Annotated in this window: 24 protein-coding genes; 10 read left to right on the top strand and 14 right to left on the bottom strand. The window is 66.4% G+C overall.

What is annotated here, in order from left to right:
* Window positions 1-75: 75 nt before the first annotated feature.
* Together HUU99_RS06670 and HUU99_RS06675 are read left to right on the top strand one after the other, a co-directional pair.
* Window positions 76-2949, top strand: coding sequence for a M16 family metallopeptidase (locus tag HUU99_RS06670; protein WP_217430800.1), 2874 nt, complete (start codon window positions 76-78; stop codon window positions 2947-2949).
* A complete protein-coding gene (locus tag HUU99_RS06675; protein WP_174285789.1) occupies window positions 2946-4127 on the top strand; it encodes a CaiB/BaiF CoA transferase family protein in 1182 nt (393 codons plus the stop codon). The genes HUU99_RS06670 and HUU99_RS06675 overlap by 4 nt, the downstream gene beginning before the upstream one ends.
* 25 nt (window positions 4128-4152) lie before the next feature.
* Here HUU99_RS06675 and HUU99_RS06680 read toward each other — a convergent pair whose 3' ends face one another.
* The 8 genes from HUU99_RS06680 to HUU99_RS06715 all read right to left on the bottom strand — a co-directional run bounded on the left by HUU99_RS06680 (window position 4153) and on the right by HUU99_RS06715 (window position 10356).
* Window positions 4153-4563, bottom strand: coding sequence for an Hpt domain-containing protein (locus tag HUU99_RS06680; protein WP_254602985.1), 411 nt, complete (start codon window positions 4561-4563; stop codon window positions 4153-4155).
* Between the two features lie 116 nt (window positions 4564-4679).
* Window positions 4680-6059: a ribosome biogenesis GTPase Der gene (der, locus tag HUU99_RS06685; protein WP_174285791.1), complete on the bottom strand. Its 1380-nt coding sequence runs from the start codon at window positions 6057-6059 to the stop codon at window positions 4680-4682.
* 131 nt (window positions 6060-6190) lie between these two features.
* A complete protein-coding gene (locus HUU99_RS06690) occupies window positions 6191-7513 on the bottom strand; it encodes an outer membrane protein assembly factor BamB family protein (RefSeq protein ID WP_174285792.1) in 1323 nt (440 codons plus the stop codon).
* Window positions 7510-8229, bottom strand: coding sequence for a tetratricopeptide repeat protein (locus tag HUU99_RS06695; protein WP_174285793.1), 720 nt, complete (start codon window positions 8227-8229; stop codon window positions 7510-7512). The genes HUU99_RS06690 and HUU99_RS06695 overlap by 4 nt, the downstream gene beginning before the upstream one ends.
* Window positions 8230-8299: 70 nt before the next feature.
* Window positions 8300-9160, bottom strand: coding sequence for a 3-methyl-2-oxobutanoate hydroxymethyltransferase (gene panB, locus HUU99_RS06700; protein ID WP_174285794.1), 861 nt, complete (start codon window positions 9158-9160; stop codon window positions 8300-8302).
* Window positions 9161-9193: 33 nt separating this feature from the next.
* Entirely contained in the window at window positions 9194-9628 is a 435-nt protein-coding gene (locus tag HUU99_RS06705) for a hypothetical protein (protein ID WP_174285795.1), read from the bottom strand.
* Between the two features lie 78 nt (window positions 9629-9706).
* Window positions 9707-9988: a DUF427 domain-containing protein gene (locus tag HUU99_RS06710; RefSeq protein ID WP_174285796.1), complete on the bottom strand. Its 282-nt coding sequence runs from the start codon at window positions 9986-9988 to the stop codon at window positions 9707-9709.
* An 11-nt stretch (window positions 9989-9999) separates the two neighbouring features.
* Window positions 10000-10356, bottom strand: a complete 357-nt coding sequence (locus HUU99_RS06715) for an ArsC family reductase (protein WP_174285818.1) — start codon at window positions 10354-10356, stop codon at window positions 10000-10002.
* Between the two features lie 79 nt (window positions 10357-10435).
* Between HUU99_RS06715 and HUU99_RS06720 the strand changes: the two genes are divergently transcribed.
* The 4 genes from HUU99_RS06720 (at window position 10436) to HUU99_RS06735 (ending at window position 15303) form a co-directional block, all read left to right on the top strand.
* Complete coding sequence (locus HUU99_RS06720; protein ID WP_174285797.1) at window positions 10436-12487, top strand: NAD(+) synthase; 2052 nt, start codon at window positions 10436-10438, stop codon at window positions 12485-12487.
* A 71-nt stretch (window positions 12488-12558) separates the two neighbouring features.
* Complete coding sequence (locus HUU99_RS06725; protein ID WP_174285798.1) at window positions 12559-13437, top strand: CDP-alcohol phosphatidyltransferase family protein; 879 nt, start codon at window positions 12559-12561, stop codon at window positions 13435-13437.
* A complete protein-coding gene (locus HUU99_RS06730; protein ID WP_174285799.1) occupies window positions 13437-14528 on the top strand; it encodes an inositol-3-phosphate synthase in 1092 nt (363 codons plus the stop codon). The genes HUU99_RS06725 and HUU99_RS06730 overlap by 1 nt, the downstream gene beginning before the upstream one ends.
* Before the next feature lie 4 nt (window positions 14529-14532).
* Entirely contained in the window at window positions 14533-15303 is a 771-nt protein-coding gene (locus HUU99_RS06735) for an NTP transferase domain-containing protein (RefSeq protein ID WP_174285800.1), read from the top strand.
* Here the strand turns inward: HUU99_RS06735 and HUU99_RS06740 are convergent.
* The 5 genes from HUU99_RS06740 to HUU99_RS06760 all read right to left on the bottom strand — a co-directional run bounded on the left by HUU99_RS06740 (window position 15231) and on the right by HUU99_RS06760 (window position 18581).
* Entirely contained in the window at window positions 15231-15653 is a 423-nt protein-coding gene (locus tag HUU99_RS06740; protein WP_174285801.1) for a winged helix DNA-binding protein, read from the bottom strand. The two genes, HUU99_RS06735 and HUU99_RS06740, sit on opposite strands and share 73 nt — an antisense overlap.
* 33 nt (window positions 15654-15686) lie before the next feature.
* Complete coding sequence (locus tag HUU99_RS06745; protein ID WP_174285802.1) at window positions 15687-16130, bottom strand: hypothetical protein; 444 nt, start codon at window positions 16128-16130, stop codon at window positions 15687-15689.
* A 52-nt stretch (window positions 16131-16182) separates the two neighbouring features.
* Window positions 16183-16524, bottom strand: coding sequence for a hypothetical protein (locus HUU99_RS06750; protein ID WP_174285803.1), 342 nt, complete (start codon window positions 16522-16524; stop codon window positions 16183-16185).
* Between the two features lie 48 nt (window positions 16525-16572).
* Window positions 16573-17097 carry a sigma factor-like helix-turn-helix DNA-binding protein gene (locus HUU99_RS06755; RefSeq protein ID WP_174285804.1) on the bottom strand — a complete coding sequence of 175 codons (525 nt, stop codon included), beginning with the start codon at window positions 17095-17097 and terminating at the stop codon, window positions 16573-16575.
* An 89-nt stretch (window positions 17098-17186) separates the two neighbouring features.
* On the bottom strand, window positions 17187-18581 hold the full coding sequence (locus HUU99_RS06760) for an APC family permease (protein ID WP_254602987.1): 1395 nt from the start codon (window positions 18579-18581) through the stop codon (window positions 17187-17189).
* Window positions 18582-18755: 174 nt separating this feature from the next.
* On the opposite strand from HUU99_RS06760, the gene HUU99_RS06765 reads away from it, so the two are divergent.
* The 3 genes from HUU99_RS06765 (at window position 18756) to HUU99_RS06775 (ending at window position 21652) form a co-directional block, all read left to right on the top strand.
* On the top strand, window positions 18756-19808 hold the full coding sequence (locus tag HUU99_RS06765; protein ID WP_254602992.1) for an acetamidase/formamidase family protein: 1053 nt from the start codon (window positions 18756-18758) through the stop codon (window positions 19806-19808).
* Between the two features lie 72 nt (window positions 19809-19880).
* The gene (locus tag HUU99_RS06770) at window positions 19881-20330 is read left to right on the top strand and encodes a DUF2231 domain-containing protein (RefSeq protein WP_174285805.1); all 450 of its coding nucleotides are present in this window, start codon (window positions 19881-19883) and stop codon (window positions 20328-20330) included.
* On the top strand, window positions 20330-21652 hold the full coding sequence (locus HUU99_RS06775; RefSeq protein WP_174285806.1) for a PQQ-dependent sugar dehydrogenase: 1323 nt from the start codon (window positions 20330-20332) through the stop codon (window positions 21650-21652). Before HUU99_RS06770 ends, HUU99_RS06775 begins: the two co-directional genes overlap by 1 nt.
* 42 nt (window positions 21653-21694) lie before the next feature.
* On the opposite strand, the gene HUU99_RS06780 is transcribed toward HUU99_RS06775, so the two are convergent.
* Complete coding sequence (locus HUU99_RS06780) at window positions 21695-22975, bottom strand: glycoside hydrolase family 130 protein (protein ID WP_174285807.1); 1281 nt, start codon at window positions 22973-22975, stop codon at window positions 21695-21697.
* A gap of 143 nt (window positions 22976-23118) precedes the next feature.
* Between HUU99_RS06780 and HUU99_RS06785 the strand changes: the two genes are divergently transcribed.
* Entirely contained in the window at window positions 23119-23805 is a 687-nt protein-coding gene (locus tag HUU99_RS06785; protein WP_174285808.1) for a retropepsin-like aspartic protease family protein, read from the top strand.
* The last annotated feature ends 11 nt before the right edge of the window (window positions 23806-23816 follow it).

Raw genomic sequence — 23816 nt, forward strand, 5'->3', positions numbered from 1 at the left:
CGACGATCGAATGATCCTGTCCTAATGATCCGTCGCCGACGACCCGCAGTGCGTTGGCACAGGGATAAGTGGATGGTGGATTTGCGGTTCGCGTCGATAAGCGTGTTTGCGTTCGCCTCGATCCAGGCCCCTGCCACAGCCGACGCGCAATCAGCCCAGGCAAGCATCGCGCCGACCGTCGTCGTCCCCAGGCCCGCCGCCAGCTGGCCGACGATCGGCAGCGACGTTCCGCTCGATCCGGCCTGGCACACGGGCACGCTTGCCAACGGCGTCCGCTACGCCGTGCGGCGCGGCAAGCAACCGCCGGGGACGATCTCGGTTCGCGTCCGCATGGACGTCGGCGCGCTGATGGAACGCGACGAGCAGCAAGGCTGGTCGCACCTCGTCGAGCACATGGTTTTCCGCGGCACCGCGCATTACCCCGATGGCGAGGGCGTCCGCGTCTGGCAGCGACTGGGTGCCAGTTTCGGCAGCGATACCAATGCCTTCACCGCGCTTCGTTCGACGACCTATGCGCTCGACCTGCCCCGCGCCGACGCCGCATCCTATAGCCAGGCGCTGTCGGTGTTGTCGGACATGCTGACCAGCGCGACGATCGATCCGAAATTGCTGACGACCGAGAGGGCCGTCGTCATGGCGGAACGCGCACAACGCATGCCGCCGCTCGTTCGCAAGATGCGCGAGACGACGCAGCCCTTGTTCTTCGCGGGCACCAAGTCCGCGACCCGTGATATCGCGGGCAACGACGCTACGCTGAATGGCGCTAGCGCGAGCGCGCTTCGGGCCTATTACAAGGCATGGTACCGGCCGTCGCGCGCCGTCGTGGTCGTCGTCGGCGATGCCGACCCGGCGCTGCTGGAACAGGGCGTACGCACCGCATTCGGCGCCTGGACAGCGGAGGGCGCAGAGCCGACCGAGCCCGATTACGGCACCCCGCGCGCGCCGGCCACGTCCGTCGCGACGGTCAGCGATCCGCAACTGCCGTCGCAAGCGATCCTCGCGCTCGTCACCCCGCACGACGACGGCGTCTATACCATCGCGCGGCAGCAGCGCAATTTCGTCGATGCGGTCGCGATCGGCATCCTGCGCCGCCGCCTGGACAGCGTGGCACAGCGCGGAGAATCGATCATCCTCGCAACCGTCGGGGTAACCCGGCAACGCCATATCGAGGACGAGGTGATCGTCGCGATCACGCCCAAGCCCGGACAATGGTCGCAAGCGCTGGAGGCGACGTATCGCGTGCTGAACGGCGCATTGGCCGCGCCGCCATCGCAGGCGGAGGTCGACGAACAGACCGCAAAGCTGATCCAGTCCTTGTCCTCCGCCGTCAGCACCGAACAGACCCTGGCGTCCGCCGCGGTCGCCAATGGTTTCGTCGGCAGTATCGATCAGCAGGGCGGAACCGCAGCACCGATTTTCTACCTGCGTCTGTTCGCGCTCCAGCGCGCGACGCTGACCCCGGACGTGATCCAGTCCGCAATCAAGCGATTGCTCGCACCCGATCCGCGGCTGCTGATCGCGTCGAACGTGCCGGTGCCCGTCGAGACCGCCGCCAAGGCGCTCGCGAGCAGCCGCGCGGCCGCCGCGGATGCCGGCGTCGCGGTGCGCGAGGTATCGCTGGCGCAACTGACGCTCGCCGGGCAACCCGCCACCGTCACCGGGTCGGACAAGATCGCGGATCTGGGGATCGAACGGGTTCATCTGTCCAACGGGGTCGAGATCGACCTGAAACAGACCGCGTTCGAAAAGAACCGGATCCGCGTTGTCGTGACGTTCGGGCACGGGCTGCTCGGCGAAACGACGGCGGGCGCATCCAGCCTGTGGAGCTCGGCAGCGGTGACGGCGGGCGGGATCGGCCCGTTCTCGGCCGATGAACTGGAGCGGCTGGGGGCGGGGCGCGCCATCCTCTTCGGGTTCGGCGTCGGCGTCGACCGGTTCACCTTCACGGGCGCCAGCGGGCGGCGCGACGTCGAATCGATGATGAAGCTGATGGCGGCCGAACTGACCCAGCCGCAATTCCGCGCCGCGCCGCTCGGCCGGCTGCGCGATGCGGTGGGGGTCGGCTATCAAAGCACCTTCAGCCAGCCGGTTTCGGTGTTTCAGCGGTTCGGCGCGCCCTATCTGCACGGCGGCGACGCACGGTTCGCCCCGCTGCCGCCGCTATCGACCGTCGAGGGCCTGACGCTGCCCGATTTCCGGAGCTTCTGGTCGAAGCGGTTGGCAAGCGGACCGTTGCGCGTCCTGATCGTCGGCGATTTCGACCGCGATGCGACGGTCGCGGCGGTCGCACGCACGATCGGGACGCTCGCGCCCCGTACCGACGATAGGCCGCCCGCCTCGCTCGTCGACGTAAAGGCCGATGTGCCCGCCAGGGGACCGGTGCAGCTGCATCACGAGGGCGATCCGCTCCAGGCCGTCGTCGCCAAGGCGTATCCGACGATCGGGCTGCTGGACGACGTGCCGACCTCGACCGCGCTCGACATCGCAGCGCGGCTGGTCGAGACGCGGATGATCGAGCAGTTCCGCGAACAGCAGGGGGGCACCTATTCCCCCTTCGCCAGCCACCCGCAGTCCAGTGCGATGCCGCATTACGGCGTCTTCCTGGCGGGGGCGCAGCTGCAGACGGGGCGGATCGACGATTTCACCCGCGCGCTGAACGCGATCATCGTCGATCTCGGCGCGCATGGTCCGACCCCCGACGCGCTGGCCCGCGCGCGGACCGTGGCATCGAGCGCGTCGGAGCGCGCGCTGAGCGACAACGGCTATTGGATGAACGTCCTGACCGGCGATCTGGACGATCCGCGCTATCTCGCGTTCACGAAAGCCGCGGTATCGCGCTGGACGGACGTGACCCCGGCGACCGTGAAGGCCGCGGTCGCGCGCTATCTGCGCCCCGAACGCGGCTTCGCGATCGAAGTGCTGCCCGTCGCGCCTACCGTGACGAAGTGACAGCTGGCGACCCCGATCTCGCGCCGCGCCCGCTCGCCGGGCTGCGCGTGCTCGAACTCGCGCGGATCCTCGCCGGGCCCTGGGCGGGACAATTGCTCGCCGATCTCGGGGCGGACGTCATCAAGATCGAGCGACCCGGCGAAGGCGACGACACGCGCCATTGGGGTCCACCCTTCCTGACCGCCGCGGACGGTACGGGTCTGGACGCCGCCTATTTCCATAGCTGCAATCGCGGCAAGCGGTCCGTCGCGATCGATATCGCCACGCCCGAGGGGCAGGCGCGCGTTGCCGCGCTTGCGGACGAGGCGGATGTCGTGATCGAGAATTTCAAGGTCGGCGGGCTTGCGCGCTACGGCCTGGACGCCGCGACGCTGCGCGCGCGGAACCCGCGGCTGGTCTATTGCTCGATTACCGGCTTCGGCCAGACCGGCCCGTATGCGCCGCGTGCCGGATATGATTTCATCATCCAGGGCATGGGCGGCGCCATGTCGATCACCGGTGAGCCCGACGGCCCACCGCAGAAGAGCGGCGTCGCCTATGCCGATGTATTCACCGGGGTCTACGCGACCGTCGCGATCCTCGCCGCGATCGAACGGCGGCACGCGACCGGCGAGGGTACGACGATCGACATGGCGTTGCTCGACACGCAGGTCGGCGTACTCGGCAACCAGGCGCTGAACTGGATGGCCAGCGGGGTGGTCCCGTTACGGATGGGTAACGGCCATGTGAATCTGGCACCGTATCAGAGCCTGCCGACCGCGGACGGCGATCTGATCGTCGCGGTCGGCAACGACCGGCAATTCGCCAGATTATGCGACGTGCTCGGGGTGCCTGCGATGGCCGGCGACGCGCGGTTCGCGACCAATCCGGCGCGGGTCGTCAACCGCAAGGCGCTGATCCCGGCGCTGACCGCGCTGACCGTGGAGCACCGAAGCGCCGACCTGCTCGCCGCGCTGGAGGCGGCCGGGGTCCCGGTCGGCGCGGTCAACCGGATCGACCAGGTCTTCGCCGATCCGCAGGTAGTGGCGCGCGGGATGCGGCTGTCGCTGCCCGAGGCTGCTGGCGGGACGTTGCCGGGGCTGGCCGCGCCGATCGTGATGGACGGCGTTCGCGTCGGAAGCGGGCACCCGTCGCCTCGGCTGGGGGAACATGCCGGGGCGGATTGGTTGGCCCGATAGTCTGAATCGCGTCCGGCGCGGCGGTTCAGGCCCGTCCGAACCCCGTTCCGCGGCGACCGAACCCGCCCGCGACCGGTCGGCGTTCGACCAGCGGGCTGGCTTCGCGTTCCAGCAAGGTCAGCGTTTCCTCGAACAACGGGCGTAGCTTCACGACCGACGCCATCGCCTGCTCGGGCGTGTCCTGCAGCTCGACGCAGTCGCGCGCGATGTCTTCGATCTCCTGCGCGAGTGCGGCGAGCGGTTCGGCGCCGAACTGGCGCGCCTCCCCCTTCAACGTATGCGCCGGTATCACGAGAGCCGCCGCGTTCTGCGCGCGGATCGCCGCCTCGATCGCGGCGACCGACTTCACGCCGTCTTCCCGGAAATAGCCGAGGATGCGGACGAACCCGGCGCCAAGCTCGCTGCGTGCGTGCGAATAGGCGGTCCAGTCGACCAACGTGCTTCCTTCGAACGACACCGCTGTCTCCCGTCCACGCGACCATATGACGCGGCTTCGACGTTCACCCTAAGCGGAGACGGTAAATAACCCGTTGCGATTGCGTCGCCGTGCGGTCAGGCGCGGTCGCGGTCGAACGGGTTCTTCGGCGCGCGCATCGTCAGCCGGACCGGCACCGCGCCGAAGCCCAGGTCGCGGCGCATCGAATTGACCAGATACCGCTCGTAACTCGCCGGCAATTGATCGACCCGCGTGCCGAAGATCACGAAGCTCGGCGGGCGCGACTTCACTTGCGTGACATAGCGCAGCTTCACCCGCTTGCCGCCGGGCGCAGGGGGCGGGTTCGCCTCGATCGCGCGTTCGAACCAGCGGTTGAGTTCCCCCGTCGGCACGCGTTTCGACCACGCGTCGCGCGTCTCGAACGCGGCGGCGATCAGCTGGTCGATCCCCTTCCCCGTCGCAGCCGAGACGGTCATGACGGTCACGCCCTTCACCTGACTGAGCCCGTCCTCCAGCGCGCGCTTGACGCCGTTGAACAGACTGGAGGCGTTTTCCGCCACGTCCCATTTGTTCAGCGCGATGACGATCGCCCGTCCTTCCTCCAGCACGCGGTCGGCGATCCGCAGATCCTGCGCCTCCAGCCCCAAAGTCGCGTCGAGCAGCAGCACGACCACCTCCGCGAAATCGACCGCGTGCAGCGCGTCGGCGACGGACATCTTCTCCAGCTTGTCCTGCACCTTCGCCCGCTTGCGCATGCCCGCGGTGTCGATCAACCGGACCTGCCGCGGGTGGCCGTCCTTGTCATGCCACGTCCAGTCGACCGCAATCGAATCGCGCGTGATCCCGGCCTCGGGCCCGGTGATCATCCGGTCTTCGCCCAGCATCTTGTTCACGAGCGTCGATTTGCCCGCGTTCGGGCGTCCGACGATGGCGAGCTTCAGCGGTGCGTCGGGACGTTCATCGTCCTCGTCCTCGAACGCCTCTTCGACGCCCTCGGGTTCGAGCAAGGGCAACAGCGCGTCGAACAGGTCGCCCATGCCCTCGCCATGTTCGGCCGATAGCTGGACGGGATCGCCGAACCCCAGCGCCAGTGCCTCGATGATGCCCTGCTCGCCGGCGCGGCCTTCCGCCTTGTTCGCGGCGATCACGACGGGCGTGCTCGACGCCCGAAGCCACCGTGCGATCTCCTCGTCGAGCGGGACGATCCCGGCGCGCGAATCGATCAGGAACAAGGCGACGTCCGCCTGCGCCACCGCGGCTTCGGTCTGCTGGCGCATCCGGCCGGGCAATGTCTGGACGTCGTGATCCTCGTAGCCGGCGGTGTCGATGATCCGGAAATCGAGCCCGATCAGCGACGCATCGCCCTCGCGCCGATCGCGCGTGACGCCGGGCCGGTCGTCGACCAGCGCCAGTTTCTTGCCGACGAGGCGGTTGAACAGCGTCGATTTGCCGACGTTCGGACGGCCGACGATCGCGACGACGGGAATTTTTGCCATCGCCGGACCCTAGACGAACGGCGCGGTTTCGTCACCCTAGGTCCGTCATGCCGGGCTCGTCCCGGCATCCAGAGCCGCCCGGGATGTCCTTTAGCTCTGGATCCCGGGACGAGCCCGGGATGACGGGGGCATCACTTATACGCGCTGATCCGCCCGCGCTCGTCGAGCACGTACAATATCTGGTTCGCCACCACCGCCGGCAGGCTGAACCCGTCCTTCACCTCGATCGTATCCGCGATCGTGCCGTCGCCGGGCAGCACGAAGGTGATCTGGCCTTCGGAATTGGTCAGCACCAGCCGGTTGCCCGCCAGGACCGGGCCGTACCAGTTGATCGGCCCCGACTTGTTCTTCGCCTTGCGATAGCGCGGCAGCTGCGCGATCCAGCGCGCCTTGCCGGTCGCGCGCGCGATGCAGATCAGGCGGGCGTCGTCGGTGACGACGAACAGCCAATCGCCGGCGACCCACGGCGTCGAGATGCCGGCGAGATTTTGTTCCCACAGCCGCTGCCCGGTCGACAGCTCCAGCGCGACCATTCGCCCGCCCTGTCCGACCGCATAGACCTTGCCGTTGTCGATCACCGGATCGGCATCGACATCGGCCAGGCTCGACACCGATGTGCTGACCGAGGTCCGCGACAGCGCGTCCTGCCACAGCACGCGGCCGTTCTCGTACCGATAGGCGTTCAGTTCGCCGCTGGAGAAGCCGGCGACGACCGATCCCTGGCTGGCGGCGGGTGCCGCGACGCCGAACACGCCCTGCGACTCCAGCGTGCCGGAACCGGTCCACTGGACCTTGCCGTCCGACTCGCCGATCGCGAAGATCTGGTTGTCCTGCGTCAGCACGTACAGCACGCCGTTCGCGATCGTCGGGGCACCGCGAAGCGGACCGCCGGGCTTCGCCCGCCACGCGACCTTGCCCGTCGCCGCCGCCATCGCGACGACATCGCCCAGGCCGTCGGTCGCGAACGCTTGGCCGTCGTCATAGCTGACGCCACCGCCGAAGCGCGCCGCGCTGTTGCGGCTCCGCTCCGCCAGCGTGGTCGACCACAGCACCGCGCCGGTATCCGCCGCAAAGGCGTGCACCACGGAATCGACGTCGATCGCGAACAGCTTGTTGTCGGCGATCACCGGCGGCGACGCGAGCGGTTCGCGCGACGAACCGCCGTTGATCGATGCCTGCCACAGCCGCACCGGCTTCGCCGCGAGCGTCAGATGTCCCATCGATTTCGACGCGTTGCCGCCCGATTGCGTCCAGCTGTCGTTGACCGCGGGCGCGGGCAGCAGCACCGAAACGTTCGCGATCGTCTTGTCGGTTTCGATTCCGTTTTCGGAAACCAGGATCGGAATCCGGTTGCCGACCGTCGGCGTCCGTTTGACATGGCCCTTGAACACGCCGCAGGCGCTCAGGCCCATCAGCGCGACGATCGCGATCGACGCCCGGAACTTCGTCTTCATTGCGCTTTCACGTCCTGATTGAGAGTTGGCGCCGCTATCGCCGCGGAGGCATCGACGCCGAGTAATCCCGCCATCTGAACCGCGCGTTGACGGATGGTCTGCGGCACCGCGTCGTCGCGCGCGATCTGGCCGAACAGCGCGCCCGCCAGATCGCGCCGACCGGTCCGCAAGTCCGCGATCGCCATCATCTCGCCCGCGCTGCCGAACCACGGGTTGCCGGGCACCGCAAGCGGGCGCAGCCGATCGATCACGACTTGCGGCTTCAGCATATCATATTCGGCGGAGGTCTGACGCACGAGCGCAAGGTTGCGGAACGCATCGGCTTGCGCGGTATCGCTGGCGACGGTGGCGAACAGCGTCGCGGCGCGCTTCAGATCGTTCTTTTGGAGCGCGATGTCCGCCTGACTGAAGATCGCGAGCGCACGGTAGCCGGGGCGGCTGGACTGCGCGATCGGTGCCAGTTTCGCCTGCGCATCGGGAAACTTTCCCGCGCCGAGCAAGTCGAACGCCTCCTGCAGCTTCTCGCCTTCGACCCCCGCCGCGGCCTCCTGATGGTGCTGCCAGTACAGGACACCTCCGAAGATCGCGAGCGCGGCGACGATCGCGACGACCACCCACCGACCCCAGCGGGTCCAGAAACCGGCGAGTTGATCGCGGCGCAGTTCCTCGTCGACCTCGCGCAGGAAAGCTTCGTTGGAATGGGGCGTGATGGCCAAGGATGGCTCCGAAAACGTGCAAGAGAAGTTCCACGGACCTTAGCCGCGGCGCGTCGAAAACGAAAGCGCGTCAATCCCTGGGTGCGTAGACCTGATCGGAGCCGGGGAACGCGCGCGACCGGACGTCGGCGGCGTAGGTTTCGACCGCCGCCGAAATCCGCCCCGCCAGATCGTCGAACCGCTTCACGAATCGCGGCGTGCGTTCGAACATTCCGAGCATGTCTTCTGCCACCAGCACCTGCCCGTCGCACCGTGCCGACGCGCCGATGCCGATCGTAGGACACGCGACCGTCTGCGTCAGTTCGACCGCGATCGGCTCGACGACCCCCTCGACGACCAGCGCGAACGCGCCGGCTTCGGCGACCGCGCGACCGTCGGCGACGATCTTCGCAGCCTCCTCGGGTGTGCGGCCGCGCGCGCCATATCCGCCGAGCGCGTTGACCGCCTGCGGGGTCAGGCCGACATGCCCCATGACCGGGATACCGCGTTCGCCGAGAAACTTGACGGTCGGACCCATCGCGGTCCCGCCCTCCAGCTTCACCGCCGCCGCGCCGGTCTGTTTCAATAACCACGCCGCGCTTTCGAACGCCTTTTCGGGCGATGCCTCGTAACTGCCGAACGGCATGTCGATGACGACGACCGCATGATAGCTTCCCCGCACCACCGCCGCGCCGTGCGCCGCCATCATATCGAGCGTGACCGGCACGGTGGACGGCAAACCATAGACCACCTGCCCCAGGCTGTCCCCGACCAGCAGCAGGTCGCAATGCGGATCGAGCAGCTGCGCGGTGCGAACGGTATAGGCGGTCAGCATCACCAGCGGCGTCTTGCCCTTCGCGCGGCGGATCGCGGGGATCGTCAGGCGCTTCATCGGCGCGGGCGTCGGGTTCGCGCGGCTGGTCGCCGTGTCGATGGTATAGGTCGCGGACATGGAACGCGCGATAGACTGGTGCGGCGTCCGCCGCTAGCCGATCCAGCGCCGCGCGCGCGCCGTGCGTGCGAGCCACAGCTGCCCGATCGCGATCAGCACGATGATCGCCGGAAAGCCCGTCGCCACCGCCGCACCCTTGTGCGCGATGATGTCGGTGGCGACGAACATATAGCAGAACATGATCACGACCGTGACCAACGCGACGACCGCCAGCGGCACCGCCGCGCGCAGCCGGGCGAGCAGCGCCGCCGCGCCCAGCGTCCCGCTGAGCACCGCGACCGCGAAACACGGGTTATACCAGGCCGGCAGCGCGGCGTAGAGTGCTCGGTCATAAGCGCTCGCCGGCCCCATCGCCTCCGCCCCCAGACGCAATTGCTGGAGACAGGAATAGCAACCGAGCAGGCCCCAGAGCAGCAGGATCAGCGCGACGATAATGAACCATGACGGTGCGCGCGTTCGTGATGTCATCTTGCCCTCCCCCGAAAGGCGAACTGTGCGAGCGTCAGCCGCGTGAAGCAAGCTCTTCGGTGCGTAGCAGTTTCGCCGTCAGGCGACCGTCACGCCTTTCCAGAACGCGTACCGATCCTTGATGTCCTTCGCGGCCGGCTTCGGGTCCGGGTAATACCACACCGCATCGACATTGCGCTTCCCGTCCACAACGATCGTCTTGTACCGCGCGGTACCCTTCCACGGACAGACCGAAGTCGTCGCGCTGTCCTCGATCAGCGCGGAGTCGATGCTGTCGGCGGGGAAATAGGCGTTGTTCTCGACGGTCACGATATCGTCCGAGGTCGCGATGACGTTGTCGTTCCAAGTGGCGGTCGGCATGGCTGGGTTCCTTAGTCGCCCCCCGGCGCGAGCATAATATAGGTATCGGGGGTGAAACCCACCAGCAACGCCCCGCCCGATTCCACCACGGGCCGACGGATCGCGGAGGGATAAGCGAGCATGATCGCGATCGCCCGGTCCCGGTCGATCGCCGCCTTGTCGTTCTCGGGCAGCTTGCGGAAGGTGGTGCCGGCACGGTTGAGCAGTGTTTCCCAGCCGAGCAGATCGACCCAGCGTTCCAGTTTGCCGCGGTCGACGCCCGCCACCTTGTAGTCGTGAAAGGCATAGGCGATGCCATGCGCGTCCAACCAGGCCCGCGCCTTCTTGACCGTATCGCAGTTGCGGATGCCGTACACCGTCGTCGTCATGTCGTGCAGGGTAACCAGCCGGGCCGCCGACGCAAACCCCATGCTGGCGGACCCGCCGCAGCACCGCTAGACAGCGGCGATGGCGCGTCATCCGTTCTTTTCGATCCACACCCACGGCCTGATCCGCGTCGCCGCCGCGACGCCGGTGGCGAGCGTCGGCGATACGGTGGCGAACGCCGCCGCGACGATCGCGCTGGCGGAGCAGGGCCATGCGCAAGGGGTCGACCTGATCGTCTTCCCCGAACTCAATCTCACCAGCTACGCGATCGACGATCTCCATCTCCAGACCGCGCAGCATCACGCGACGGAAGCGGCGATCGCGCGGGTGGTCGCGGCGAGCGAGACCCTGTCGCCGGTGCTGCTGGTCGGTGCAGCGCTGCCGCGGAACGGGCGGCTTTATAACTGCGCGGTCGCCATCGCACGCGGGCGGCTCCTCGGCGTGGTGCCGAAGACGTTTCTCCCCAACTACCGGGAATATTACGAGAAACGCTGGTTCGCCAGCGGCGCGGGAATCGCGGCACCCTGTCATATCACGCTGGCGGGCCAGACCGCCCCGTTCGGCACCGACCTGATCTTCGCCGCGGACGATCTCGAGCATTTCGTGTTCCACGCCGAGATTTGCGAGGATTACTGGGCCCCGACGCCGCCTTCGACCATCGGCGCGCTGGCGGGGGCGCTGATCTGCTGCAATCTGTCGGCGTCCAACGTCGTGATCGGCAAGGCGCGCGAGCGGGCGATGCTGTCCGCGGCGCAAAGCGCGCGGGCCGTCTGCGCCTATGTTTATTCTGCGGCCGGGCCGGGCGAAAGCACGACCGATCTCGCCTGGGACGGTCAGGGCATGATCCACGAACTGGGCGAATTGATCGCCGAATCGCGCCGCTTCGCGAGCGACGGCGAATTGCTGGTCGCCGATATCGATGCCGAACGGATCGAGCAGGAACGGATGCGGACCGGTACCTTCAACGATGCCGCGCGGCTGGCGAACGATCCCGAAAGTCGTTTCAGGCGGGTAACGTTCAAGCACGACATGGGACAGGCGGACATCGGCCTTATGCGCGACGTTCGCCGCTTTCCCTTCGTCCCGAACGACCCCGGGAAGCGCGACGCGGACTGCTACGAAGCCTTCAACATCCAGGTCGAAGGTCTGGCAAAGCGGATCGTTGCCGCGGATGCGAAAACGCTGGTCATCGGCGTTTCCGGTGGTCTCGATTCGACCCATGCGCTGATCGTCGCGGCCAAGGCGATGGACCGGTTGCAGCGACCGCGCGACCATATTCTGGGCTTCACGATGCCCGGTTTTGCGACCAGTGAGGGCACGAAGGGCAATGCGTGGGAATTGATGCGCGCGCTGCGCATCGCCGCCGCGGAGATCGATATCCGCCCCGCCGCGTCTAGGATGCTGGAGGATATCGGGCATCCCTTCGCGCACGGCGATCCGGTCTACGACGTGACGTTCGAAAATGTGCAGGCGGGGCTGCGCACCGATTACCTGTTCCGCCTGGCCAACCAGCGCGGCGGACTGGTCGTCGGCACCGGCGATCTGAGCGAACTGGCACTCGGCTGGTGCACATACGGCGTCGGCGACCAGATGAGCCATTACGGCGTCAATGCGGGCGTGCCGAAGACGCTGATCCAATTTCTGATCCGCTGGTGTATCCGCACCGACCAATATGACGCGGCGACGCATGACGTGCTGGCGGCGATCCTCGCGACCGAGATTTCGCCCGAACTCGTTCCCGCGGGCGCGGACGGCGCGATCCAAAGTACGGAGTCACGGATCGGGCCGTATGCGCTGAACGATTTCTTCGTCCATTACGTCGTTCGCCACGGTATGGCCCCGTCGAAGATCGCGTTCCTCGCCTGGCATGCCTGGCGCGATGCCGAAGCCGGGCGTTGGCCCGCGGATTTCCCGGCGGACGCGCGCGTCGCCTACGATCTGACGACCATCGCCGGCTGGCTGGAGAAGTTTCTGGTCCGGTTCTTTACGACCAGCCAGTTCAAGCGGTCCGCTATGCCCAATGGCCCGAAAGTGTCCGCCGGCGGCGCCCTGTCGCCGCGCGGCGACTGGCGCGCGCCATCCGACGGGACCGCGGCAGCGTGGCTGGCCGAACTGTCGAGCGCATTGCCGTAACGGCGTATCTTAGCCGCGCATGAATAAGCTTTCTTGCATAACAAACGCCTCCGGCGCATTATGAAATTCTTATGACATCCCTCCCTCCGGACGGGTCGCGCGATCGCCGGATCGAGGCTTGGTCCAATCTGTGGCTGATTCATCCCGCGGCGCGTGCGCTGCTGCCGCGCGCGCTTCGGATGCGGCTGTCGGCGAATGCCGTGTCGATCCTCGGCCTCATCGTCGGGATATTGGCCGCGCTGTGTTATGCGCGGTGGCAACATCCGCTTGCCGCCATCGCCGGGCTCGCGCTGTCGGTCGCGTGGCTGATCGCCGATGGACTGGACGGGATGATCGCACGCGCGACGCAAACGGCCAGCGCGCTCGGCCGGATGCTGGACGGGTTGTGTGATCACGGTGTCTTCATCCTGATCTATGTCGCGATGGCGCTGTCGATCGGTACCGTCGAGGGCTGGGCACTGGCCGTGACGGCTGGTGCAGCGCATATGGTGCAATCGAGCTTGTACGAAGGTGAGCGCGGGCGTTTCCACCGCCGGGCGAAAGGTGTGGCGCTGATCGCGACGCCGATCACGGGCAACGCGCTGGTCCGGTTCTACGATTATGTCGCGGGCGTGCCCGACCGCGCAGGCGCGCGGTTCGAACGGCTGCTGGCACGCAGCGACGATCCCATCGCCCTTGGCGAACGTTATGCCGATGCTGCCGTCGCGCCGATGCGGTTCATGACGATGCTGTCCGCCAATACCCGGGTATGGACCATCTGCGTCGCCTGCCTATTGGGCAATCCCCGCATCTTCTGGTGGGTCGAAATCGCGCCTATGACGATTGTATCGATCGTCGGGCTCTTATGGCATCGCCGCGTCGAACACGGGTTCACCGACGGGTCGCCATTTCATTCGGGCACGTCCGACGACCGGTTCGCCCCCGCCTTCGCAAAGGAACAAGGTCGCTGATGACTAGCATTCGTATCGCCGTCGTGGGAATTGGCAATTGCGCCAGTTCGCTCGTCCAGGGCCTGGAACATTACCGGGAAGGCGCGAACGACGTCGTCGGCCTGATGCATCTCGACATGGGCGGTTACCGGCCAAGCGACATCAAGGTCGTTGCGGCTTGGGATATCGATCGTCGCAAGGTGGGCAAGGATGTCGCGGAGGCGATCTTCGCCAAGCCGAACTGCACCGCGATCTTCGCGGCCAATGTCGCCGCAACCGGTACCGTTGTGAAGATGGGCCGTACACTGGACGGTGTCGCCGAACATATGGAGGCGTATAACGACGATCGGACCTTCCTTCCGGCGGACCTGCCCGAGCCGACCAAGGAAGACGTCGTCCGTGAATTGCGCGAAAGCGGCACCGACGTGCTGATGAACTACCTGCCCGTCGGCAGCCAGGAGGCGACCGAATTCTACGCCGAATGCGCGATCGAGGCGGGCGTCGCGTTCGTCAACAACATCCCGGTCTTCATCGCCTCCAACCCCGAATGGGCCGCGAAGTTCGAGGCGGCGGGCGTGCCGATCATCGGCGACGACATCAAGGCGCAGCTGGGCGCGACGATCGTTCACCGTGTGCTGACCGACCTGTTCGCCAAGCGCGGGGTCAAGCTCGATCGCACGTATCAGCTGAACACCGGCGGCAACACGGACTTCCTGAACATGTCGAACCGCAAGCGGCTCGCGTCCAAGAAGGTATCGAAGACCGAAGCGGTGCAGTCGGTCGCGGCGGAGCGGCTGGAAGACGAGAACATCCATGTCGGCCCGAGCGACTATGTCGCGTGGCAGAACGACAACAAGGTCTGCTTTCTGCGGATGGAAGGCCAGCTGTTCGGCGGCGTGCCGATGAACCTGGAGCTTCGCCTGTCGGTCGAAGACTCGCCCAATTCGGCCGGCGTCGCGATCGACATGATCCGATGCGCCAAGATCGCGAGCGACCGTGGCCTGCGCGGCGTGATCGATCCGGCATCCGCCTATTTCTGCAAGCATCCGCGCACGCAGATGACCGACGATCTGGCACAGGTCGCGGTCGAAGAGTTCATCAAGGCGGCCTGACCGCGTGATCCGCACCGGGCTGTTGCTGGCCGCCGGCGAAGGTAGCCGACTGCGCGATGCCGCTGCGTCCAAGCCGCTTTGTCCGGTCGGCGGCGTCCCGCTGATCGACCATGCACTGACGGGCATGGCTGCGGCCGGTTTGACGCGGGTCGTCGTGGTGCTCGGCTATCTGCACGGTGCGATAGAGCGACATCTCGCGGCGCGCGACTGGCCGTTGGCGGTGGAGACGGTGCGTGTCGCCGATCACCGGCTGCCCAACGGCGTATCGGTGTTGGCCGGAGCGAGCGCTCTGGCCGGCGGGGACGCGGTGCTGGCGATGTGCGACCATCTGGTCGACCCGGCGCTGTATCTCCGGCTCGCGGAAATCGGTACGCAGGGCGGTGCGACGCTGGGCATCGATCGGCGGCTGGGGCATCCTTGGGTCGATCCCGACGACGTGACCCGCGTCGCGACCGACCGCACATCGATCGTCACGATCGGCAAACATCTGGAACCGCATGACGCTTATGACACCGGCGTGTTCGCGATCGGGCCCGCGCTGATAGATGCGCTGGCGTCGCTGGACGCGCCGTCGTTGACCGAAGGCATGCGATTGCTCGCCGCACGCAGGGCGGCGCATGTGGTCGATTGTAGCGACATCGACTGGATCGACGTCGACGATCCGCCCGCGCTTGCCAAAGCGGAACGCTGGATCGCCCGGCGTCAGTCGGCGGCGCGCTCGTCTTCGAACAGGGTGACCATGGCGTTCCAGCCCTTCGCGGTCAGTCGGACATAGGTCCGCCGGCCGTCATGCTCGTCCGCGATCCGGTCGATCAGGCCGCGTTCGACGAGCAGGGTGATATAGCGAAGCGCCGTTGCGGAGGATGACCGCGACCCGATGCAAACCGCGGTAACGCTAAGGTCGCGCCCGTCTTCGTCCGACAGGAACAGGTCGAGCAGGATATTCCAGGCGGGATCGGCAAACAGTCCCTTGCCCAGCGCAGACTGTCGCCGTGCGCCGATGGCATAGGCCAGCCGTGCGCGTTCCATCATCGCGGCAGTAGCGACCAGCCGGTCGGGCCGGTGCCGCCGGTAATCGCCGCCGTGCCGCATTCGGCGCTCGGTCGCGTTCGACAAAATCGTCATTGGAAATGCTTTCGGATTGCTAAGGCGGGCGGATCAGCGGACGCTCCAATCCAGATCGGAACCCGCCACCGCGAGACGCCGCTGATGCCGAAGCGTCGCGGCCGCCAGAATAAGAACCATCGGGTAGCTCCAGACCGAAAGCAGTATGGCGTACGCCATGCTCACGACGGACGGATCGATCGCCTTCGCGATATGCGCACCCGCCCCGAGCGCCTGAAGCGCCGAGAGCCAGATCGGCCAGAACCGATCCGCGTAGAGCGCCAGCGTCACGAGCGCCACGAGCAGCACGACATCGACCGCCAGGATGCCGATCTCGATCCCGAAATAGGGTGCCACGGAGCCGAGAAAGAATATACGCGTCAACAGCGCCGCGACCAGCAGCAAGCCCCCGGCCAGTCGTTCCGGTGCCCCGCCCCGCACGAAAGCGTAGAGCGACGCCAGCAATTGGATCAGGTTGAAGACAACGATATAGACCATCGACGCGACGGTGGCAGGCGGCGGATCGCAGGACCGGCCGCCTGCCGAACCTTCAGGCCACGGCCGCAAGCATGACGGCCGGATGTTCGTCGATCGACGCGGGCGGACATCCTTCCGCGCCATAACCGCGCAATCCGATGGCGCCCTTCGTATCGAACAGCGCGCGATGCGCCTCCACCATGCGCTGGCGTGCGCGGACCAGATCGGCTGCCGCATCGGACAGGAGCTGGAGCGCGTCGAGTCCCGTGGCGAGCGGCAGCTTTGCGGCGAGGCGTTGACGCATGAACGTCGAAACGCATTCGCTGGTCAGCATCGCCGCCTCGTCGGCCGCCGCTTCCGCCTTGAGAAAATGTGCCGCCACGGTGTCCACGGCGTGCCGTCGTTCCTTGAGCATGTGTCTTCCCCCCACGAGCGGCAATGCCGCTTCCCCGCCGTCGATAGGTCAGCGGCGTGCGGGCCGGTGGTCCTTAACGATGCCAGACAGCGTCACCGCCATGTTCAGCACCGCAACCGAAGACACCGCCACGAACAGCGTTACCGCCATGATCACACCGAGCCGTTGCAGCACGGTCAGGTCATTGCGGGTCCTGCCGCCGACCCGGTGGCCGGGCGACGACAGCCCGATCAACCGGCGGACGAGCCACCACGGCTCGTCCTGCCCCATCTCTGGCAGGGAAAAGGCCGCGGGGGGAAGGTCGATCGGATCGCATGGCAGCCGATCGGACGTGCCGTCCTCCGCGACTGACTCGGGCTCGGCGAAAGGCGTACCTTCGGTCATGGCCAGCGCCCGCGCTGCGGCGAAACGAGACCGCGCACCGAGGATCTGGACCGCGCGTTCGATCCGCTTGTCGACTGCAGAGGGAGACACGCCGAGCAAATGGGCGATCTCCTTGGAATTATGATGCGTCGCGACCAGCCGCAGGCACGCCCGCTGCGGCTCGGTCAGCGAATCCGTCATGACGCGCATGGCAAGCTTGTCCATCCGCGCAAGCTGCTGTGGGTCGATTTATATTGCAAGATCGTTCTTTCCCATCTTCTTACGGCGGGAAAGCGCCCTCATCGAACCGGTTCGACGGGGTCGTGGATCACCCAGGTGCCGCGGCGGCGCAGGACGCACAGATAGTATGCGGCGGAGAGCAGGACCTGCGCCAGCGTCGCGATCAGGCTGGGTCGACCTTCGTCCGGGTCGAGCCAGCTGGTGTAGACGACATAGCCGAGCGCGAGGATCGTCAGGACCGGAGCGACGGGGTAGAACGGCATCCGGAATGGCGCATGGTCGGTCGCACCGGTATGCCGTCCGACCATCGCCGCCAGCGCGATACCCGCATAGATCGCGATGAGCCCCGCACCGCTCAGCACCAGCAGCAGGGTCAGCGGCAGGAAGCAGCAGAGCATGCCGATCCCCCCGACCAACAGCGTCGCGAGCCATGGCGAATCGAAGCGCGGATGGATCGCCAGCATCCACCGGTCGACCGGCCGCCCCCAGGCACCATCGCGTCCGGTGCTGTAGAAGAACCGCGCGCAGGCCAGGATACATGCGATCGACGCGTTGATGATCGCGATGACGACGCCGACCGCCATCCACCCCGCCAGCACTGACCCGCTGCGCGCGACGACCATCGTCCCGAACGGGTCCTCCGACGTAAAACTGGCCGCCAGATCGGGTGCCCCGACCAGCAAGGCCGCGATCGGCAGCGCCTCCAGCAGCAGCGTCGCGACGAGGGCGAGCATCACCGCACGCCCGATCCGGTTCGGCGCGTCGTGCAACTCCTCGCCGAAATATACCGCGGAGCCATAGCCGTTGAGCGCGAAGATCGCGATCGAGGTCGCCAACCCGATCGAGGCCGGCGATGCGGCGATCAGCCCCTGCCCCGCCGGCATGACCGGGTGGAGCAGCAGCGCGGCGAACGAATTGATCGGATGTGCGAACCCCAGCGCGGCGACGACCAGCAGCGCGAGCATCTCGATGGCCAGGAAGACACCCGTGACGACGGCGTTGACGCGGATGTTGAGCAGACCGACGATCGTCGACAGCCCGACGACCGCGATCGCGACGGGTACCTGCGGCAGACCGGGCATCACCGTCGACAGCACCGCGCTGACCCCCAGCCCGAGAACGGGCGGGAAGAGGAGGTTGTTGAAGACGTTGACCCCGAGCATCACGAAGCCCGCCAGCGGCCCGAGCGTTCGCGCGACCTGGACATATTCGCCCCCGGCGATCGGCCAGACCGAGGAAAGTTCGGCATAAACGAACGCGGTGGCGACGCAGACGACCCCTGCCAGTGCCAACGCCCAGATCGTCCCGCTGCCGGCGGCGTGGAGCATGCCCGGCACGATGACGAAAACCGACGACGCCGGCGTCGCGACCGACAGCGTGAGGAACAGCACGCCGAGCAGACCGAGCGAGCGCGACAAGGGCCGGACGACCGGTACGATCTGACTGTCGAGCAATGGTCCCCCCGGGCCGTCTCCACGGCCGCCCGGGGGTCATAGGCAATGTTGGGCGATGTGCGAAGCCCCGTGCCGGCGTGGCGTCGATCGATGTCCGCACCGCGCCGTCACTGGCGTCCCGGGGCCGCCGCGTGCATGCTCGCAATCGGACAGCGAACAGGGAGAACGCCGGTGATGCACAAGGCTCGACAAATGCTGCTGGCGGGGACCGTAGCCCTCTTCGCCGGCGGTCCGGCAATCGCCGGTACGTACGAACTGAAACCCACGCCGCAGACGGTCGCCTGGGGGCATTACGACGCCGCGGACAAGCCGGTAATGACGGTCAGGTCGGGCGATACCGTCGTCGTCCACACGCTGCTGACCAACAGCCCGACGGGACTCGAGAAGGCCGGGGTCGCGCCCGGCGACGTCGAGCCGGCACTGCGCGCGGTGTTCGACGGCGTCCCCGCCGCCGCCCGGGGGCCGGGCGGGCACATCCTGACCGGGCCGATCGCGATCGCGGACGCGGAGCCGGGCGACGTGCTGGAGATACGGATCAAGCGGATCGATCTCGCCATCCCCTATGCATATAACGCATTCCGCTACGGTGCCGGGTTCCTGACCGACGATTTTCCCTATGCCCGCATGAAGATCGTGCCGCTCGACAAAACGCGCATGATCGGGCGGTTCGCGCCCGGCGTCGATGTGCCGCTGCATCCGTTCTTCGGCAGCATGGGCGTCGCGCCACCCCCCGCATTCGGACGCTATGATTCCGCACCGCCGACGATCAACGGCGGCAACATGGACGACAAGGCACTGGTCGCCGGCACGACGCTGTTCCTGCCCGTCTATGCACCGGGGGCGTTGTTCCAGGTCGGCGACGGGCATGCCGCGCAAGGCAATGGCGAGGTCGACATCACCGCGCTCGAGACGTCGTTGGTCGGCACCTTCCAGTTCGTGCTTCACAAGCATGTCACCCCCGCCCCAGGGGCGCCGACGCCGCCAATCTACCCCCGTGCGGAGACACCCGACGCGTACATCGCGATGGGCTTCGACGACGACCTGTCGAACGCGACGCGAAAGGCGCTACGCAACATGATCGATTTCCTGGTGGCGCAAAAAGGCATGACCCGGGACGACGCCTATATGCTCGTCAGCGTGGCCGGCGACGTCGAAGTGACCGAACTGGTGGATCGCAACAAGGGCGTGCATGTAATGTTGCGAAAGGCGTTGTTCGCGGCACGCTGACGGAACATCGCGGTAAAGCGGAACGTACAATGCCCTGACGCGGCGTCGCTTGCCGCAAACGGGGATTGCAGCATGGCCACGACCTATCCGAAATACCCGTCCGGTGCCGGGTGGCATCCGATCCATGGACTGCTCGCCGCCTATCCGATCGCCTGCTTCACCGGTGCCTTCCTGACCGACATCGCCTATGCCGAAACCTACAACATGCAATGGGCGAACTTCTCGATCTGGCTGATCACCGCCGGGCTGGTGATGGGTGTGCTGGCGGCGGTCGTCGGCATCGTAGATTTCGTCGCGAGCAAGCGCGTGCGCGCGCATCGGCCGGGCTGGTTTCATTCCGTCGGCAACGCACTGGTCCTGCTGCTCTCGCTGTGGAATGCGTTCGTCCACAGCCGCGATGCGTACACTTCGGTCGTGCCCATGGGAATTATCCTGTCCGGGATCGTGACGGTCCTCGTGCTCGTCACCGCGTGGATCGGCAATTCGATCGTCTATCGCCAACAGGCCGGAGGTGTCCGCTGATGTCCGCCAATCATCCTGTCGCCGCCTTGTGGCGGCTCGCGCTCGGTACCGGGCTGGTCGCACTCGCAGCGTGCGGCGGATCGAGCAAGATGGATGCGATGACCCAGGTCGGCCCGAACCCGCCGCTGCCGGAGCAGAACCAGTATCTCGTCCCGCCGATGCACGTCGCGCCGGTCGATCGGTGGAAGGACGGCGCGATGCCGGTCGTCGCGCCGGGGCTGAAGATCGCCCCGTTGGCGACCGGCTTCTCGCATCCGCGGTCGCTCTACGTCCTGCCCGACGGCGACGTCCTGGTCGTCGAGAGCAGCGGTCCCCCCGCCCCGGTGAACCGGCCCAAGGAACTCATAATGGGGTTCGTCCAGATGTTCGCCGGTGCGGGTGCGAAGGGCGCGCAGCGGATCACGTTGCTGCGCGATACCGATGGCGACGGAAAACCCGACGTCCGAACGATTTTCATCGATCATCTGAACTCGCCGTTCGGTGTGGCGCTGGTCGGCGGCGACCTGTATGTCGCCAACACCGACGCGATCGTCCGTTTTCCCTATAAGACCGGCCAGACGACGATAACCGCCCCCGGTACCGAGCTGACCGCACTACCCGGTGGGCCGATCGACCATCACTGGACCAAGAGTCTCGCCGCCAGCCCCGACGGCACGAAGCTGTATGTCGGCATCGGATCGAACAGCAACATCACCGAAAACGGCATTGGAGCAGAACTGGGCCGCGCCGATATCTGGGAGGTCGATCGGGCGTCCGGCGCACACCGCATCTTCGCCAGCGGGCTCCGCAATCCCAACGGCCTGTCCTGGGAACCGCATACCAAGCAGCTATGGGCGGTCGTCAACGAACGCGACGAACTCGGGCCGAACCTGGTTCCCGATTACATGACGTCAGTTAAGGACGGTGCGTTCTATGGCTGGCCATACAGCTATTGGGGGCAGCACGTCGATCCGCGCGTGATGCCACGGCGGCCCGATCTGGTGGCGAAGGCGATCCTCCCCGACTACAGCCTTAGTTCGCATGTCGCGCCGTTGGGCATGACCTTCTACGGATCGGCGAACCTGCCGGTGCAGTATCGCGGCGGTGCGTTCGTCGGCGAACATGGCAGCTGGGATCGCAACCCGCTGAACGGCTACAAGGTCGTGTACATTCCTTTCGCCGGCGGCAAGCCCGCAGGCAAGACGCAGGACGTCGTCACCGGGTTCGTCGGCCCCAACGGCAAGGCGCATGGCCGGCCGGTCGGGCTTGCGGTCGACAAGGCGGGCGCGCTGCTGATCGCGGACGATCTGGGCGACACCGTCTGGCGCGTCACCGGCGGCTGACGCCGGACAGCCCCGCCCCGGTCGAGCGGCGGGGCTGTCCGATCACACCATCGCGGCAAGAAGATCGTCGATAGAGAGCGTGGCCAATGTCGTGAAATAGTCGGCGACGCCGTAGGGCAGCAGCAGCCTTCGCCCGTTCGCGAGCGATCCGCAGCTATAGACGACATTTGGGACATAGCCGTCCCTTTCCCCCGGGCTCGGCTCGACGATCGGTCTGGGGGTGCGCGCCAGAACCTTCGACGGGTCGTCCTTGTCGAGCAAGGCCGCCCCCATGCAATAATTGCGCACCGTCCCGACGCCGTGCGTCAGCACCAGCCAGCCCTCGTCGATCTCGATCGGCGACCCGCAATTGCCCATCTGGACGAATTCCCACGGGTATCTGGGCTCGATCAGCTTGTGTCCGCCCTCCCAGTGGCGGATATCGTCCGACATCATGAGCCAGATATTCTCGCTGTCCTGACGCGACAGCATCGCGTAGCGGCCGCCGACCTTGCGTGGAAACAATGCCATGCCCTTCGCCGCCGCCGCATTACCGGTCATCGGGCGCAGGTTGAAGGTCAGGAAATCGTCGGTTTCCAGTAACTCGGACCGTGCCTCCAGCCCGTTGAATGCGGTGTAGGTACCAAAATACTGCGTCTTGCCTTCGTCCTCGAACCGGACCAAGCGCATGTCCTCGATGCCCTGCCTCTGGCTGGGTGTGAGCGGAAACAGCACGGGCGTCGCCGATCCGACGTCGTTCGGCCAGCGCAGGGTCGTCTGATCCTGCTCGACGTCGCGCTGGTCGATGATCGGCGCGACCGAGATCGGGCGGGGGTCCTTTACCGTAACGCGGTCATCCGCATCCCACAGGCCGGCGCGAAACGTGACGGAGGACACATGGCCCTCCCCGATCGCGCGCAGCGACATCACGAACTTCACGGCCCCGGCCGGCGCATCCTTCTGGTCGGGATGGAGGACGATGCTCGGATTGAAGAGGGCAGCGGCCTCGTAGGAATATTCTTCGCAGAAATAGGCACCGATCAGCATGGCCTGATCGGTCCGCACCCCGTCGCAAGCAACGTCGAGCGCCTCGACCTCGTGAAACCGGCGCAACAACATATCGTCCACGTCGCGGTGGCGTTCATCGAGCGACTGGACGACGTTGCGGCGTTCCTCGGCCACCGCCGCCTCATCCATGGCGAGGATACGGTCGACGATGACCTGTGCCCGCGGGCGTGCGGGATCGCCGAACGCACCGGGGTATTCGGGGGCGAAGGGTCGCACGATCGTTCGGGAAGGATCGGGTTTCAAGGTGACTTCGGTCGAGGTCAGGAGTTCGTTCACGAAAGACCTTCCATTGGAATGCTGGCACGATGCGACGAACGTCCCATCGATCGGGTGCGAACGATCCTTCGCGCGCCACGGGCAACGCCGATATAGCGTAAAGCTTCAGCAATCATACAGGCCGACACGGCTATCGGCGGCAGATGAACGCGCTGTCCGCCGCCGGCCTGTCCGGGCATGAGGCTTCCCTCGTCGTTACGCTGGCAACGCTATTGCTCGTCGTCGTGATCGCCAGTCGCCTGCCGATCATCGGGCGACTGGTCCGGATCGCGACATGGATCGGTCTGCTCGCGCTGCTGGTGATGGTGGTACAGGACCGCGGCCGGTTCGACCCCTATTTGTCGCATGTCGTTCGGCTATTGCGACTGGACGATCAGAGCGTGGTCGGCGACGAAGTCCGGATCGCGATGTCGCCGGACGGCCATTTCTGGGCACGCGCGCGGATCGACGGGGTCCAACGGCGGCGGCTGGTCGACAGCGGTGCAACCGTCACCGCGCTGTCCACCGGCACCGCGGCCGCGGCGGGGCTCGATGTCGGCGATCCGATGTTCCCGATGGCGCTGCGCACCGCCAACGGCACGATCGCCGCGCAAACCGCGACGATCGGCACGCTGAGGCTCGGCGATGTCATCGCGCGCGACCTGCCGGTCGTCGTCTCGCCAGCGTTCGGCGATACCGACGTGCTCGGGATGAACTTTCTTTCCCAGCTAAAGTCCTGGCGCGTTGAGGGTAACATATTGATCCTGGTGCCACATCACCCGCAAAAAAAAGGCGATTATGTAGTTTGCAAACACGCAGAGCTTAGCGCAGCTTATTCCCCTTGCGAGTGACTTCGACGCAA

This window comes from Sphingomonas bacterium (assembly GCF_903642285.1).
GTDB lineage: Bacteria > Pseudomonadota > Alphaproteobacteria > Sphingomonadales > Sphingomonadaceae > Sphingomonas.